The following is a 16,714-nucleotide window of genomic DNA, read 5'->3' as shown; positions in this document are numbered from 1 at the left end:
TATGGATAACAGACAGTTCATAGAAGACCCAACCAAAGGCAGCATCACATTCATCCAAAATGAAGTACCTGATTTATTGGATGGAGATTATCAATTGCAAACCCAATTGACCATTAATGGTGAAGGAGTAAGCGAGAGTCAATCTGGATCGATGAACTTCAGTGTACTTGGGCCACGGTTTGGCTTATCTCCAAGTGAAGTATTTGGTGTTTTTCCAGCTCCGAATACCATTGGTGATTTTTCAGAAGTGCTGCCCCATGTGATTTTAAAACGAACTACACTGCCTTGGGAACGCTCTCCAATTTTCGACAATCAAGCTTTTGAACCATCCTTTGGACAAATGCCTTGGCTGGGCTTATTGCTGATTGACCAAATGGAAATGGACAGTTATGGTGTTGTCACGGAGAATATTCCCATTACCGCATTGGACAGTCAGGTATTCCCTTCAGAATCGGGAGATAACCCAGAACAAAAGGTGAATGTCATTAATATTCCAGTAGAGTTGATGTCGAAAATTTACCCCCGTTGCCAAGATCTAAGTTTGCTGGCGCATGTGAGACGCTCTTTTGATGATCAGGGGAAAAAATTGCCAGAAGATTCTGCGGTTATTGTGGGCAATCGTTTGCCAAGAGTAGGTTCCCATACACGCGCTTTTCTGGTTTCATTTGAAGGAGCCTATACTTCAAATGGCGAGCTTAGGTCAATTGCTCTGGCCGAACCCACACAACTTCCAGTATTGTATTCATGGAGTTTTGAAGCGGAAGGTGAAAATAGTGGTACACTGTTCTCAACAGCCTTAAGTCAGTTATCCTCAGCCGACCTCATTAAAAGATTGGAAGATAATCCGGCAAGTGATTATACCAATGAGGCAGGCTTTTTGGTTTTATCCCATCAATTGAGGAATGGGCAGAGCACAGCTTCTTTTTATAGAGGACCACTTGCCGTACCCCAAACTACACTTTCATTTGAGCTTCCGGTGTTGAGTGCAGACAGTTTGCTTGCGTACGATTCTAGTTTGGGAATGTTTGTAGCAGCCTATGCCGCAGCTTGGGAGCTGGGCCGACTACTGGCACTGAAAAGTAAACAGTACAGTACTCAGTTGTATCAGTGGAAACGTAAGCAAACACTTTTAACCAAATCCGCAACACAAGCTATTGAAAAAGCCCATTTGCCGATATATGGCAAGAGCAAAAAATGGAATAATCTCAGTCAAAATCAGTATGCTTTTTTTAGGTTGAATAAGTTAGAAGAAGAAAATTTAGCAGGAGGAAGCTTGCAAATTCTGAAAGAAGGGGTAACACATTTCAATACCAGTAATCAGTTTGGCGATTGCCTCAATTTTGATGGAGATACAACCTATGTAAATGCCGATGCTTTATGTACTGGAATTAATGACAATACCTCAACCATTTCGCTGTGGATCCGCATTCAACACTTTGAACAACCCAACCTTGATGGCTCTACTGCAAACTTGAGGTACATCATAGAGTATTCTGCGAGTAGTGATAATAAGCTCTACAATAGCCTGGTGCTTGATGGTAGCCAGTTGAAACTGATGACAGTTGACGGGGAACGCAACATGGATGGCGGCTTGATAGAGGGAAAGTGGTATCATATCGTTTTGCAAAACAGTTTTGAGCCCAATACTTTAAAAGTAATCGTATGGGTAGACGGTGAAATTAAGATTGAAAGTAATGTTGTTCTATCTAACAACTTACCTGCCTATAACCTACTGAAGTTGGGTTGTCACGACTATGAAGGTGAGCGAGGTTATTTTTTTGGAAGCATGGCTAATTTTAGGATTTATCCTCAACTATTAACGCCAAAAGAAATTTCCATGGTAAGGGATGCCGACACCCAAGCTGCATTGCTGTACCCATTCCTGAATCAGTTAAGAGTATTAGAAGGAATCCCTTTCAACTACATAATTCCAGACGAAGCTCAGTTTCCTTTAGAAAGTATTGCATTTAGCAGGATAGACCATACTTGGTTAAAATGCCTACTGGATGGAGCATTCAGCATCGGCCGTTCCTCTGCCGCTCGTTTAGAGGAAGATAGGGCTATTCTTCAAGAAATCGGGATCAATTCAGAAGGCGAATATTCTGCCATGATGATCCGATCAGCCACTTTAAAATCATGGCCTGATGTTATGATCCAAGCCTTCGATGTTTACGCAGAAGACGAAAACCCGATCAGTACTAATCCTATACGGATCATCAGAAAAGAAATGCTGTCGGATAATTTTCTGTTTTGTCTTTTTGAAGGCATTGTAAAAACGGTGGACATCTCTCAAAAGCCCACCACGCTGCATTTTGGAGTACAGAAAACTGAAGGCAACGAATATGAAGTAACCTTGCGAAATACAGATGGAAATGAACAGGGTACTACACCCGTGGTCTTTTATAATGAAGGAGAAGATAGGGTGATAAGCTGTGGAGAAACAGCTAATAATATCAACAATGCATTGCCCAATGAATTCAATACTATCACCTCCGCCCAATTTGCTTTCGAATTGATAGAAGGTGTTCAGCGTGTACGTTTCACTAACCAAAACTTTCAATAAATGGCCTTACTCGTTCCAGTTGCTTTAGATGCCCTTCTTCTTTCGGAACATATGCCCGTACCGGGGCCAATGATGGATTTTAGCAAAACGCCTTGGTCTGATGGAACAAGGGATCATAATGGCGACTCGCCCTACATTAGCGAAACTTTGTACAGACAGCCTTTTGATGATTCGCAACACTATTTAAAAAAAGGACTACATCTGCACTGGGCCTTACCCGATGCACTTACCCGATCATTGATTACTGAGAATGGAACTACTTTTCCCAATGCTCCCAACAGATGGTTGATTGTTCGGTCAGGTGGAGGGCTCCCTGAAAGGGAATGGTTAATAGAGAGTGATTATTTATTTCCACCAGGAAAAGGGAAAGCCTCGGGAGCCATAACAATGCCATTTCAGGGAGCGACCAACGAGCAGCCCTTCAGGTATATGGGAAGAAATTATCCTTTGAGGGCCGAGCTTACTTCTTTAACAGGAGAGACCTATCTAGAAACGTTGACAGCTGTGGGCTGGGGTGATGCTGCTTTTGCCGCTTTTTACCCCAACTGTTCAAGTGTGTTTGGTTTTTTAGATGATGATGTCACTTTTACTCCTGATGACACACTGAACTATAAAGTAGTAGGGTACTATAGTGATGCTACTAAAGATCCTTATGCCAAGTTCATTCAGGAATATACTGGTAGAAATGGAAACTCTTCGGTAGCAGATGTTTTTCTGGCAGTGCTGGAAGCCTTCAATTGGCAGGTAGGTGAAAATACCACTGACCCTTCATACGTGCCTGCAGAAAGTATTTATGTGGCGGAATTGGTTTTCTCAGAAGCAGCCAATTCAACCCCAAATTCAAAAGTTTCATTCGACCCCATAACTATTGCCAATACCGGAACAGAAGCCTTGTCGGCTTTTCTGGCCAATCAAGTAGACCCAGCCAACCGTACAATGATTGAAGAACAATTGGAAGCCGTTCAAATGTCGGCCCAGTTAAGCACTATGCAACTGGATGTTCTAGCTAATTTTAATGAAAGTAGGCATACCAAAGGCTTTTCTGCCATTGATGCAGGTACCATTTGGGACTTGGATGTAAAGCTCTTGAACAATGAAACTGCCAATGCCGAAGCAAGCCAGAATGCCCAAAAAACAACAATCCCCGAAGAAATATCGCGGTTGTTGCAAAAAGCAAATGCCCTGCAAAACGAGTACGATCGAGCAACCCATGAATGGAAAGCAATGCAAAAACAATTGTTTGCGGATTGGCATAAATACATGGCAGCATCTTACCCTCCAGGTGGTATCGATGAATCTTTTCCCCCAATAGATCTCATACGCCTATTTATTTCTGAAAAGGAAATGAAATCGTTGGTAGCTCATCAGGAACGAACAGGTGCTGGAGCCTTGCGGTTTCAGTTAGAAGATAATAAAGCATTGATAAGTGCAGGTGTGGCTGATAATCAAATTCATGGCTTTGCGGGGCAAACAGCTTATGCACTCAATGAATTGCTCGATACCGTAAATCAGTTTAATGAGTCACAAACAGCCGTAGAAAATGGAATGGTTTTGAGCGTGACGGCCAAGGCAGCACCCCGTTTTTGGGTACCCAACGAGCCTGTTGTTTGCATTTCTGGAGACGATGCCCAAGCTACTAACAGGCATGGTGCAGATGGTGCACTGATTTGCTATAACGACTCGCAATTCAATAACCAAAATTTAACCACAGGAACAGGCGCAAGCAAAGAAGTCTCTTCAAGTTTACTGAATAAAATAGATGACTTCTTTGATAATTATGATCCAGAGTCCATAGGCATTAATGTTTGGGAACGCCAGCCTTGGAACCCCATTTTAATGGAATGGGAAGCAGCCTTTATGCCGCTAAGCAATCGAAGCAATGTGGCCAGCGCAGACAGAAACTACTCTTCTGATTTTATTTCTTCTAATTATGATCTGCTTGAAAATGCTCCAGACTTTAGTCTTAAAGCAAGCGCTGGCAGTGTAATTCCTGCTGCCAATCTATATGTTGGCTCTACGGTAATGACCCCTTACGCAAGTAAGGGCATGAACAACACTTTAGTTCAGGCACTGAATGATTCCATTATGCCAGAATACTATGGTGATCAGGAAATATCTCCAAGTGATGATTATCTGCTCGACTGGGACAATATTCAATCAGTGCTCAATTGGTATACGGAAAACAAAATACCAAACGGAGCAAGCGAATCTGACAAAGCGGCTGACCCAATTTATTCAATTCTGAGGGCTTATTCCATTAATTTCGATTGGCCTTCGCTTACGCAGTCTTTGGGCGGATTCAACCAAGTCATGATTCAATTGGAGCAAACACCTCAATTGGATATAGCCGAACCCATAGGTTTTCAGAGCAATCAGATGTTTACCCAGAAAGTAAGTGATCTGGTCGGAAATCAACGGGCTTTGGCACCTCTGCCGTTAAACGATTTCAACCCAATTCGTTCTGGAAGAATGAGCCTGATGCGCTTGAGGCTAGTGGATAGTTTTGGGCAATTCAAAGATTTTTCAACGGATTCAGTGGGCAAAACAGAACTGATGAACGAAAGCAGTTTGCTAGCCAATCAAGTATGCCTTGCTCCAAGGATTATGCAGCCTGTTAGGCTCAATTTCAGATGGTTGGATGCCCAAACAGACGAAGAGGAAATGACACTGCAGCCCGTCACTTCGCCTGTTTGCGGTTGGATGTTGCCCAATCATTTAGATGCAAGCTTGTTCTTTTATAATCAGGCTGGAGAAGCTTTGGGTTACATAGATGCCAAGGCCAGATGGCAACCAGCTCCAGGAAGTGACAGCGCCATATATCAGGTCGAAAAAATAGAAAATGAGCATTTGCTAAGAGTAGTAAATTACTTGCTTTTACAAGGGCCCGATTTTTTTAGCGATTACCTCATTACAATAAATAGTGCTCAGGACAATATAGACCCAGAGAACTATGCTTCTGTCGATTCACTTTCCGTGCTCATGGGGCAACCCATTGCCGTAGTTAGAGCACACCTTAATCTTGAACTCTGTGGCGGCCCAGTAGTGAATCAGGGTTGGCCTGTTTTTCATCAAGATTTAAGTAGAAACTATCGTAGCACCGATCGCTTTGAAGCGGTTAGGTTCCCGGTAAGAATAGGAGAATACAACCAGTTGAATGACGGAACAATTGGCTATTGGATAGAAGAAGGAGACTCGTTTAAAGATGATGTATTCTATTCACCAGAAGGCGAACTTAATGCCAACAACTTAATTGCAGGCCATGGTGAGTCCGATTTTGAATTTGAGTTGGGGCCAACTACTGGCAACTGCTACTTGACCCTGCTGCTCGATCCGCGGGGCAAGCTCCATGCTACTTGCGGAATTGTTCCCGTAAAGGAATTGGAAATTCCATCCGTTCATTATGCCCAAGCCATGAGCCAGATGGAAGTAAGTTTTTTAAGTGCGCCTGTACTAACCACAGACCTAAAGATGACAATTCCCTTTAGTGCACAAGCTGGGTATGCTTGGTCGTGGGTAGAGCGAACTAGGTTTGACTGGAATGTAGTGAGAGACCTCAATCCTCCGAGGGAAGGTGCTGTATTTGAAGGAAGCCAAAAGCTGGTAGAAGGCTGGCTGAAGCTGAAACCAAAACAGCCCATTGAACATAACGAAGAAAATGATAACGAAAATCTAGAGCCCGGATTTACAGCATTGGGGTTCGATCAACCTAATAATTAACAGCTATGAGTACATTAGACAGTCTTTGCATATACCTACCATTAGATAGTATAGTTATTGAAGAACAAGGCAGCGATTATGTGGTCGATAAAACCGGTAATAGTAACGATGCCAGTGTAGTAGGTAATGTCAGTATCATTACAGACGATACCTTTGGTCATGTCTGTAATTTTCCGGGAAATGAAGATTACCTCATATTTCCAGTATGGAGTTCCAATAATTTCAATGGAGCTTTCGACCCTGGAGAAAGAACCTATACAATCACCGCTTGGGTTTGTCTAAATGATTTGGCTGAAGGCGATAATCCCATCTTTTCCATAGCCTCCTCGGCCAGTAACGGAGGCCAAATAGCGGTTGAATTAGGAGTTGACAGTGAAAGAAACCTGTACGCATGGGTTGATGCTTTTGAGGCCAATGTGCGTTTAGAAACAAATGAAATAATTACAGCAAACACATGGCATTTTATAGCCATGGTAGTTAATGGCAATAGCCTTACGTTAAGGCACAATAGTAAAGATACTGCATTTACATCTTCAAATAACATTGGTTTTAATTTACCAGCAGATGGAGCAATAAGTGTAGGCGGATGCCTTGCTAATGCTACTTTTTTTAATGGACTGATTGCGAATGTAAGGGTTTATAGAGACCCGCTGACCAGTGCCGAAATTGATGATATAGTTGACGATGATTTGGCCAATGAACTACAGTTGTTACTGCCGTTAGACAACATTACTAACAATACTGTTGAAGATGTTTCGGGAAATAATTTCGATGGAAGGATCGAAGGCACATTGAGCAATATTTCGCTTATCACAGACCCTACATTTGGCAGTGTGGTGCACTTTTTAGGTGAATATCCAGTAGATATCTCCCTTCTTAACCCTACTTATACAGGCTTGGGCTGCATTACTTCAATTACGGTTCAAATGTGGGTGAGGACTACAGGTAACGGGGCAATGCAACTGATTGATTACAATGGAGCATCATTTTACGGGTTGTACATAGATACCTATAACAGTCAATCGGGTATAGTGCATTGGCAAACCTGCGACCGTACCAATGTTAACGACATACTTTACAGTACTCAAAACATTAACGATGGACAATGGCACTTTATAAGCGTGCTTTACGAGGCTGGCACAGGAGCCAAGCAGATTTACATTGATGGAATTCTGAATGCCAATAAAACAGCCCATCTTGCTCAACCCTTGGGCTATAGCGGAAGCTGTAACAAAGGGACTATTGGCTCAACTATTAATGGTTCGAGACTTTATGCAGGAGACTTATCCCAAGTATATATTTACCATAGGGCCATTAGTCCAATAGGCATTGAGCAAGATATGGCTAGTGGCGTGGTTACTACCTCTTCTTTCAACAATATTTTTCCTCTTGGTTTTCAGCTTGTAGATGATGGTGAAGTAAATACTTTGTACATAACCGATGTAGCTGATGACAGTCAGGTGCAACTACAAATAGCCAATATGGCCAAGCAAGCCATTGTATTTGCTGAACAAAACTCGGTTTCTGCTAGTGACTATCAGATGCAATTGTTGTTCCGACCTGGGATAATCTCTTCATCAGCAATAGATGAGCTGAGTATAATTGAAGCTGATCAGTGGTACTTCATGGTTGGTGATGCATTCGCAGATGGCAGTGTTCCGCTTTATTTTAATGCCAAACAAGAATTGACATTTTATCCACTTGATAGTATTAGTATCACCCTTCTTAACCTCACTGTAGATCCTGCAGGAGGAACAAGAAGTACTCGTGTTCAAATGGCTTATCAGGGTTTAATTTTTCAGGGTGGAACCACACCAGTAACAGGCCAAAGAGAAATAACGATCAACATACTGAACCACCAGGGTAAAAAGGAAATACCGCTGATTGCTGGCTTTTCTGGCACCAACCAAATACTTATAGATCAAAATAATACAGTCTCGTTCAGAATAACCAATGGGCTTTCTTCAGATACTTCATACAATGGGGCAGAAGCCAATAACATCACCCTGAATGCCGATGAGGGCAGTTGCTTGGTGCTCAGCTTTGAGGGGTGGGATGCTAACTCCAATGAGCCAATAGACTCTAATTGGGATGTAAATACTTATCAGGAACTATCTCAGATAACCGAAGGAATGGTCACTCTGAATACTAGCTTATCTGATGTGACTACTGAATGGACAGTTGAGCAATTTAAAGAAGGCGAGCAACCATTTTGGAGGCTGAGGCCTACTGAAACAATTGTGTTGGGGCCACGGGATAGCATAGTGTTTGAAATTCAAAACCTTGTCCCTGTTTCACCATCGGGTCAATCCAATATGTACATCCAGTATCAGAACATACCTGGCTATTGGGACGGTCAGTTCACGTTGATATTGGAGAAAGGGGTAATTAAGGAGAAGAACTCAAAGGTGTTTGTTGGCAATGAAAACTCAGGGTTTGGTTATGCATCGAACGCATTAAAGTTTTATGTTAACGACAACGCCTATCCACGCTTGAATTTGGCCAATGATGGAGGGGTTACTATTGGCTCAGCTGCATACGCTGGTTATATAAATATATTGGGTGGAGACATTAATCTAGAACCTAATAATAGCAGTAATTTTCCTTCATTACACTGGACGAGTTCAGCTGGAAACTCGGCTATCCAGTATTATGCTCCAAATGGAAATGCACTAGGAGGATTGAGGCTCAAATCTTATCCAGTAACTGGGGATGTCAGTAATTCTATTACTGCCTTAAGTGTTTTGGATTCTGGGAAAGTGGTGATTGGAGAAACTGCTAACGAACCGCAATCGCCACTGACAGTTGAGGGAGGTGAAGTAGCACTGCGTAGGCACAGTTCAGACGACACAACTTCTGTAAAGTTCACAGATGAAGGCAACAATGTGAAAAGTGCTTTGGCTTCTAAGAATGAAAACAATGTAGAACAGTTGGGTCTATACATGGATAATTTCGATCCCTCCAAGCCCAAATTGATTCTCAATGATTCAGATACTCAATTGAAACTTCAGGCAAATAATGCTTCAGCCCTAATTGATGCTACAAATAACGGGCAGACAATAGATGTTTCAGCCAAACTGACTTTGCAGGGTAATAACCACTATCTTAAAGAGAGCTTTGCTGAACTGGATTTTTTCAACAACAACGCACAGGCAATTATGGCAAGTATTCAGGGAAGAAACTCGAGTGATAATGCCTTTGGAGGTGCACTTGTCTTACGAACAAGATCAGGAGATGAAGTGCTTGAGGACAGACTTTCCATTGATTATGATTATGGTAATGTAGGTATTGGTACTACTCCCAATAGCTCAGATAAGTTAAAAGTACAAGGTGCTGTTAATGTGCAAGGCGATGTTAGGTACAGTGGTGTTTTAAAGCCTAGTACTAAACCATTTGTTTTAAAGCGATATTCTGGATTTGACGGAGAAGATGATAGGGATACAGGAATGTCAGCAAGTACAACAATGGCAATAGTGGCAGGTTTTTCAGCTGAAGGGGGTGATATTGAAGAGCACGATGCCCAAACTGTTGATATTAGAGTATTGATGAAAATCAAGAATGGTAGGTGGTATATAGACGCTCAGTTGGCTACCCATAATGAAAATGAAACTTGGACAGTAGACGTACTCTTCATTGATTATAACTTAGTAAGTGATCAGAGAAACATTCCCTGGGCTTAATAGTTTCTAGATTATCTACTGTACAGAATTGATTATGTGAAATACATTTTTTTATATTTATAAACCTGATTTGGGAATTTAATCCCAATTTGGGATGGGGTTACTTTCTATATAAGCCCTTCCTTTTGTTATAAGCTGTTTTTCAAAATGGCGAGCGTTTTGATCATAAATAGTCGACCAACTATTATGTGATGTATCAGTACTCAAAACCAACTATGGCAGTATGCCTATTGCTTTCAATATTAATAACTAGCTGCCACGGATCAAGAGTTTCAGGAAATGGCTTTTTTGATTCGAAAAATGAAGTTTTAAAAGAGGCTTTAATAGGCCAATGGGAAGCTTCAGGAGATGAGAAAACGCTTTTTCAATTTTCAGAAGTTGAGAAAGAAATAAAACTGACAATCGATAATGAAGAAAGACCAATGTTCGACTTCGTTTGCGATGGAGATATTCGCTTCTCATTTGGATATGAGAATGAAGAGAAAGACACAGTATTTGTAGCTGCGCAGTTTAAAACATATGATATGAAAACACTCGTATGCTTACAGTCTCCTCAAGTAGAGAGTTCATTAGAAGTTGGTTTGATACGGTTGAATAGAAGAGTTACTACGAAAGAAAAAGCACAATAATAAAAGAATATTTGGTTGAGTTGAGTTTAATGTTGAACAGAAAGAAGGCCGTCATTTGACGGCCTTCTTTTGTTTTTTCAGTATGTCTTATTGCTCTTAAATATGCAACGCTCTATTGTCAGTTGCTGCTAAACAAGCCTCTTTGAATGCTTCGGTATAAGTTGGGTGTGCATGCGACATTCTCGCGATGTCTTCGGCACTTGCCCTGAACTCCATTGCTACCACCGCCTCAGCAATCATATCAGCTGTTCTTGGGCCAATCATATGTACACCCAGGATTTCATCGGTCTTTTTATCAGCCAATACTTTTACTAAACCGTCAGTGTCCATTGAAGCTCTCGCTCTGCCTGAAGCTTTGAAAGGGAAAGAGCCAGTTTTGTATTCAACTCCTTTTTCTTTCAATTGCTCTTCGGTATAGCCTACGGCAGCCACTTCTGGCCAAGTATATACTACACCAGGGATTAAGTTGTAATTGATGTGTGGCTTTTGCCCCATAATGGTTTCTGCAACAAAAACGCCTTCTTCTTCAGCCTTATGGGCTAACATGGCGCCTTTGATTACATCACCAATGGCATATACATTATCCACTTTGGTTTTTAAATGCTCGTCAACCTCAATTCGGCCGCGATCATCTGGTGTAATGCCAATGTTCTCTAAGCCCAAACCATCAGTATAAGGTTTTCTACCTATAGAAACTAAGCAGTAATCTGCGTTCAATTCAACAGTTTCACCTTTGCTGTTTTCAGCTTTAACAGTTACATTTTTCGCTGTGCCTTTTACTTCGGTTACTTTATGACCTAGGTAGAAATTGAAGCCGAGTTTTTTCAACGACTTCTTCAACTCACGCCCCATAGTGCTGTCCATGGTAGGAATAAGGGAATCCATGTATTCTACCACAGATACTTCGGCACCCAAACGGGCATACACCGAACCTAATTCCATACCGATAACACCACCACCAATCACGATCATGTGTTTTGGTACCTCTTTAAGCTCTAAGGCTTCGGTAGAAGTGATAACACGCTTTTTATCGATTTTAATGAAAGGAAGTGAAGAAGGTTTTGAACCCGTAGCAATAATTACTTTATCCGTTTCAAGCTTGGCTTCTTTGCCGTCTTTGTCGGTTACTTTGATGTTGTTTTTATCGATGAACGATCCAACACCAGTGTGAACATCAATTTTGTTCTTCTTCATTAAGAAGGCAATACCATTCACGTTATCGGTTACCACACCAGCTTTGCGATCGATCATTTGCTTTAGATTTACCTGAAGGTTATCTAAATCAATGCCGTGCGTTTTAAAGGTGTGCGCTGCGTTATGGTAATGTTCTGAAGAATCGAGTAATGCTTTTGAAGGAATACAACCTACGTTTAAGCAAGTACCACCTAATGTATCGTATTTTTCGATGATGGCCGTTTTCATTCCCAGTTGTGCACAACGAATTGCCGCTACATAACCACCAGGTCCCGAACCAATCACTGTTACATCATATTTCATTTTCTAGTATTTAGTAGTGAGTACTTAGTATTGAGATTAGACGCCAAGTAACAATCTTGTTGGATCTTCCAGTAATTCTTTCACTCTTACCAAGAAGCTTACCGACTCTCTTCCGTCTACAATGCGGTGATCGTAAGAAAGGGCTAAGTACATAATAGGAAGAATTTCAACCTGACCATTTACTGCCATTGGGCGTTCCACAATGTTGTGCATTCCCAAAATAGCCGACTGCGGAGCATTGATAATTGGTGTTGAAAGCATAGAACCAAAAATACCTCCATTAGTAATAGTAAAGGTTCCTCCAGTCATTTCCTCAATTGTAAGTTTACCATCTCTCGCTTTCAAGGCCAACCTCATCACTTCTTTTTCAATTTGGTCGAAGCTCATGCTTTCTGCATTTCTGATTACAGGAACCATCAAACCTTTTGGAGCTGAAACGGCAATTGAAACGTCTACGAAATCATGGTAAACGATTTCGTTACCATCAATTTGAGCATTTACAGCTGGCCAATCTTTGGCAGCCATGGTTACCGCTTTGGTAAAGAACGACATGAAGCCTAAGCCAATCTCGTGCTTCTCTTTAAATGATTCCTTGTACTTCTTACGAATGTCCATGATAGGTTTCATGTTCACTTCGTTGAAGGTAGTAAGCATTGCGGTTTCGTTTTTCACTGAAACCAAACGCTTCGCTACTGTTTTTCTTAGGGCCGACATGCGCTCTCTGCTTTCATTACGTCCACCTGGAACACTAATGGCTGGAGCTGAATCTTCTTTTTTGCTTTCTGCTGCCTTCGGTGCTGGTGCCGATTTTTGAGCACTTTCTGCATCTTCTTTGGTAATTCTACCATCAACGCCTGTGCCTTTTACCGATTTAGGATCAATACCTTTTTCAGCTAAAATTTTAGCCGCTGCCGGAGATGCATGCCCTGTAGCATAAGTTTGATCTTGTGAAGCAGATTGAGAAGCAGGAGCAGCACCAGATGCCGTTTTTGCTTCAGATTTAGCAGGAGCACCACCTTCGGTTACCTCAATTTTACAAATCGTTGCACCGATTTCGATAGTGTCGCCTTCTTCTGCAATAATGGTAAGTATACCAGATGCCTCGGCAGGCAATTCAAAGGTTGCTTTATCCGAATCTACTTCAGCAATAATCTCGTCAAGCTCTACATAATCGCCAGTGTTTTTCAACCAGCTAGAAATGGTCACTTCAGTAATAGATTCGCCTACAGTAGGCACAATCATTTCTTTAGTTTCACCAGTAGATTTTGGGCCAGCGCTTTCTTTGGCTTCAGCTTTTGGAGCTTCTTTTTCTGGAGCAGGGGCACTACTTCCAGCTGCATCTGTGTCAATTTCACAGATGGTCGCGCCAATTTCTAGCGTTTCGCCTTCTTGGGCAATAATGTGCAATTTACCTGCAGCTTCGGCATTTAGTTCAAATGTGGCTTTGTCTGACTCTAGCTCACAAATAACTTCGTCCATTTCTACAGACTCTCCTTCTTTTTTGAACCATTGGGCAATTGTAACCTCGGTTATTGACTCTCCAACGGTAGGTACTTTGATTTCAAGACTCATGATTTCTTAATTTTTTGCGAAAGCTTGATCGACTAATTTTTCTTGTTCGGCAGCGTGTACTTTGGCGTAACCTGTTGCAGGTGAAGCACTCGCTTTACGAGATATTAATGTAAGGGCGGTGTCTTTATAGGCTCTTAATATAAACGACCAGTAACCCATGTTTTCAGGCTCTTCTTGTACCCAGAAAACTTCCGCACCTTTATATTGGCTTAGGATTTCGTTCACTTGGTTAGTTGGGAATGGCTGAATTTGCTCAACTCTCACTATAGCAACATCCTTACGCTTGTCTGTTTCTTGGCGCTCAAGCAAATCGTAGTAGATTTTTCCTGAACAAAGAAGAACACGTTTTACAGATTTAGCAGTTGCATAATCATCGCCAATTACCTCTTGGAAACGACCCGAAGTAAAATCCTCTACTGGTGAAACTACCTTAGGATGGCGCAATAAAGATTTAGGCGACATCACCACCAATGGTTTTCTGAATTCCCATGTCAACTGTCTTCTCAATGCGTGGAAGAAGTTGGCTGGAGTGGTGATATTGGCCACTACCATATTGTATTCAGCGCTCAACTGTAAGTAACGCTCAGGTCTTGCATTTGAATGCTCTGGGCCTTGGCCTTCATAACCATGTGGTAAAAGAAGCACCATTCCGTTCATGCGTTGCCATTTTGTTTCAGAACATGAAATGAACTGATCTACCATTACTTGGGCACCGTTGGCAAAATCACCGAATTGGCCTTCCCATAAGGTAAGTGCATTTGGGTTTGCCATGGCGTAGCCAAATTCAAAGCCCATTACACCAAACTCTGAAAGTAGTGAGTTATAAATTTCGAATTTGTTATCCGCACCAAGGTTGTTCAAACTGTTGTATGCATCATTGGTATTGGCGTCATGCAATACCGCATGTCTATGAGAGAAAGTTCCTCTTTGTACATCCTGGCCCGTTAAACGCACTTTTTTTCCATCTAATAGAAGCGACCCATAAGCCAAAAGTTCACCTGCTGCCCAGTTTAAAGACTTCTCTTTAAAGAACATGTCTTTACGCTGTTTCAGCTGCTTTTCTATCTGTTTTAAAGGCTTAAACCCTTTTGGAATAGTAGTTAGGGCGTCTGCTACTTTCTTCAGCGAATCATTTGAGATTCCAGTTTCTGGAGACTGTTCAAAATCCTCTGGTTTAGATCTTCTCAAGTTCCTCCACTCTTCTTCCAATGGTTGGTAGATGTACGGAAGTGGCTTTTGCTTCACCAAATTGAGTCTATCTTGAAGAAGTGCTCTAAATTCTTTGTCTAATTTCTTGGCTAAAGCTGCTTCAATCTCACCCTTTTCAATGAGTTGTTTATTATAAACCTCGCGTGGGTTAGGGTGTTTTGAAATCACATTATATAATGACGGCTGAGTAAACTTAGGCTCATCACTTTCATTATGGCCGTGTCTACGGTAGCAAACCATGTCCACGAAAATATCTTCACCAAATTTTTGTCTGTACTCAGCAGCAAACTGAACACAGAAAACTACCGCTTCTGGATCATCACCATTAACGTGAAGTACAGGGGCATCAATAATTTTTGCTACATCAGTACAATAGATACTTGATCGAGCATCGTCAAAGTCGGTAGTAAAACCAACTTGGTTGTTGATTACAAAATGGATGGTTCCACCTGTATTGTAGCCTTCAAGATTACCCATTTGAGTAACCTCGTATACTATGCCCTGTGCGGCAACGGCTGCATCGCCATGAATAAGGATTGGTAATATTTTAGAGCGATCTCTATTGTATTCTTCATCACCTTTGGCCCTTACAAAGCCTTCAACTACTGGATTTACTGCTTCGAGGTGAGAAGGATTAGGTGCCAATTTAAGCTCAACTTTTTCGCCATTTACCGCAGTAACTTGGCTCGAAAATCCCATGTGATATTTAACGTCACCATCGCCCATGGTAAGGTCAGGTGTAGAATTGCCTTCAAATTCGCTAAAGATTTGCTCATAGGTTTTGCCCATGATGTTGGCCAAAACGTTCAAACGACCACGGTGGGCCATTCCAATCATTACTTCTTTAACACCAAGCTCAGCACCCTTATTAATAATAGCATCCAAAGCGGCAATCGTAGTTTCACCACCTTCCAAAGAGAACCTCTTCTGACCCAAATATTTGGTGTGAAGGAAGTTTTCGAAAACTACGGCTTCGTTAAGCTTGCTAAGAATTCTTTCGCGCTGGGCGTGAGATGGCTTAAACGAAAGCGCATCTTTTTCAATTTTTTCTCTGAGCCACTTCAGCTTTTCTGGGTCACGAACATACATGTATTCGAAACCGACAGTGCCTTCATATATATATTGAAGTGTATCAATGATTTTTCTCAATGGAGCTTTACCAATCCCCAGTTCTTCACCAGAAATAAACTGAGTATCTAAATCTCCTTCATTTAGGTTAAAGTCGGCCAAGTCAAGAATTGGCTTTCTGTCTTTTCTTTCCCTAACTGGGTTGGTTTTAGATCTTAGGTGCGCTCTGGTTCTATAGGCGTGAATCAGGTTTCTTACCTGAACCTCTTTGTCAGAAACAGTATTATTACCAGTTGTAGCTTGAGTAGTGCTCGAAGCTTGGCCATCTGGTAGCATTGAATACTCTGTTTGAGCGAACTCAAAACCTTCGAAAAATTTTTTCCAACCCTCATCAATACTGCTGGGGTCATTTTTGAATTGCTGATAAAGAGCTTCTAAAGCCTTAGGATCTGCATTGCTTAAATAAGAATAATTATCCATGAACAGGTGTTTGCCTCTTATGAGTACCAAAGGTATGTCTTTAGCTTAGTTATTAAAAACCGCTTATGCGGTTATCTAAATGTATTAGTTTTTCTGCTTCGAGAAGTTGTTTTGTTCTTAATCGTATTTGGTGGCTTAGGGTTGTATTTGTAAATGAAGTAATTCTTTATACAGTAAAGAATTGGTATATAGAGGGATAGTGTTCTTTGATTTTGGTCTCTTGGATTGGCTGTTTTCATTATATTTGAATGCCGAGCTAAGTGCTTTATTATTAGTGTTCTGTATAAGAATCAAAACGG

At 41.5% G+C, this 16,714-nt stretch carries 7 protein-coding genes; 4 read left to right on the top strand and 3 right to left on the bottom strand.

Features of this window, described 5'->3' with window-relative positions:
- Nucleotide 1 precedes the first annotated feature (1 nt).
- The 4 genes from AAC026_RS16920 to AAC026_RS16905 all read left to right on the top strand — a co-directional run bounded on the left by AAC026_RS16920 (nt 2) and on the right by AAC026_RS16905 (nt 10,589).
- On the top strand, nt 2-2,563 hold the full coding sequence (locus AAC026_RS16920; RefSeq protein WP_339700527.1) for a LamG domain-containing protein: 2,562 nt from the start codon (nt 2-4) through the stop codon (nt 2,561-2,563).
- On the top strand, nt 2,564-6,280 hold the full coding sequence (locus tag AAC026_RS16915) for a hypothetical protein (RefSeq protein ID WP_339700524.1): 3,717 nt from the start codon (nt 2,564-2,566) through the stop codon (nt 6,278-6,280).
- Nucleotides 6,281-6,285: 5 nt separating this feature from the next.
- Nucleotides 6,286-9,960 carry a LamG domain-containing protein gene (locus AAC026_RS16910; RefSeq protein WP_339700521.1) on the top strand — a complete coding sequence of 1,225 codons (3,675 nt, stop codon included), beginning with the start codon at nt 6,286-6,288 and terminating at the stop codon, nt 9,958-9,960.
- 215 nt (nt 9,961-10,175) lie between these two features.
- Complete coding sequence (locus tag AAC026_RS16905; RefSeq protein WP_339700518.1) at nt 10,176-10,589, top strand: hypothetical protein; 414 nt, start codon at nt 10,176-10,178, stop codon at nt 10,587-10,589.
- Between the two features lie 96 nt (nt 10,590-10,685).
- On the opposite strand, the gene lpdA is transcribed toward AAC026_RS16905, so the two are convergent.
- From lpdA to AAC026_RS16890, 3 genes are read right to left on the bottom strand one after another with little or no spacing between them, the layout of a single operon-like run.
- Complete coding sequence (gene lpdA, locus AAC026_RS16900; protein WP_339700515.1) at nt 10,686-12,086, bottom strand: dihydrolipoyl dehydrogenase; 1,401 nt, start codon at nt 12,084-12,086, stop codon at nt 10,686-10,688.
- A 36-nt stretch (nt 12,087-12,122) separates the two neighbouring features.
- The gene (odhB, locus tag AAC026_RS16895) at nt 12,123-13,658 is read right to left on the bottom strand and encodes a 2-oxoglutarate dehydrogenase complex dihydrolipoyllysine-residue succinyltransferase (protein WP_339700512.1); all 1,536 of its coding nucleotides are present in this window, start codon (nt 13,656-13,658) and stop codon (nt 12,123-12,125) included.
- Between the two features lie 6 nt (nt 13,659-13,664).
- On the bottom strand, nt 13,665-16,415 hold the full coding sequence (locus tag AAC026_RS16890; RefSeq protein ID WP_339700509.1) for a 2-oxoglutarate dehydrogenase E1 component: 2,751 nt from the start codon (nt 16,413-16,415) through the stop codon (nt 13,665-13,667).
- Nucleotides 16,416-16,714 lie beyond the last annotated feature (299 nt).

The sequence above is a fragment of the uncultured Roseivirga sp. genome (assembly GCF_963973945.1).
GTDB lineage: Bacteria > Bacteroidota > Bacteroidia > Cytophagales > Cyclobacteriaceae > Roseivirga.
Note: the sequence above shows the minus strand (reverse complement) of the source record. Positions and strands in the feature narration are given on the sequence as shown.

Excerpts from the sequence above, each read along its gene's own strand:
- lpdA (WP_339700515.1), bottom strand. The coding sequence starts at position 12,086 with ATGAAATATGATGTAACAGTGATTGGTTCGGGACCTGGTGGTTATGTA.
- AAC026_RS16910 (WP_339700521.1), top strand. The coding sequence starts at position 6,286 with ATGAGTACATTAGACAGTCTTTGCATATACCTACCATTAGATAGTATA.
- AAC026_RS16915 (WP_339700524.1), top strand. The coding sequence starts at position 2,564 with ATGGCCTTACTCGTTCCAGTTGCTTTAGATGCCCTTCTTCTTTCGGAA.
- odhB (WP_339700512.1), bottom strand. The coding sequence starts at position 13,658 with ATGAGTCTTGAAATCAAAGTACCTACCGTTGGAGAGTCAATAACCGAG.
- AAC026_RS16905 (WP_339700518.1), top strand. The coding sequence starts at position 10,176 with ATGGCAGTATGCCTATTGCTTTCAATATTAATAACTAGCTGCCACGGA.
- AAC026_RS16920 (WP_339700527.1), top strand. The coding sequence starts at position 2 with ATGGATAACAGACAGTTCATAGAAGACCCAACCAAAGGCAGCATCACA.
- AAC026_RS16890 (WP_339700509.1), bottom strand. The coding sequence starts at position 16,415 with ATGGATAATTATTCTTATTTAAGCAATGCAGATCCTAAGGCTTTAGAA.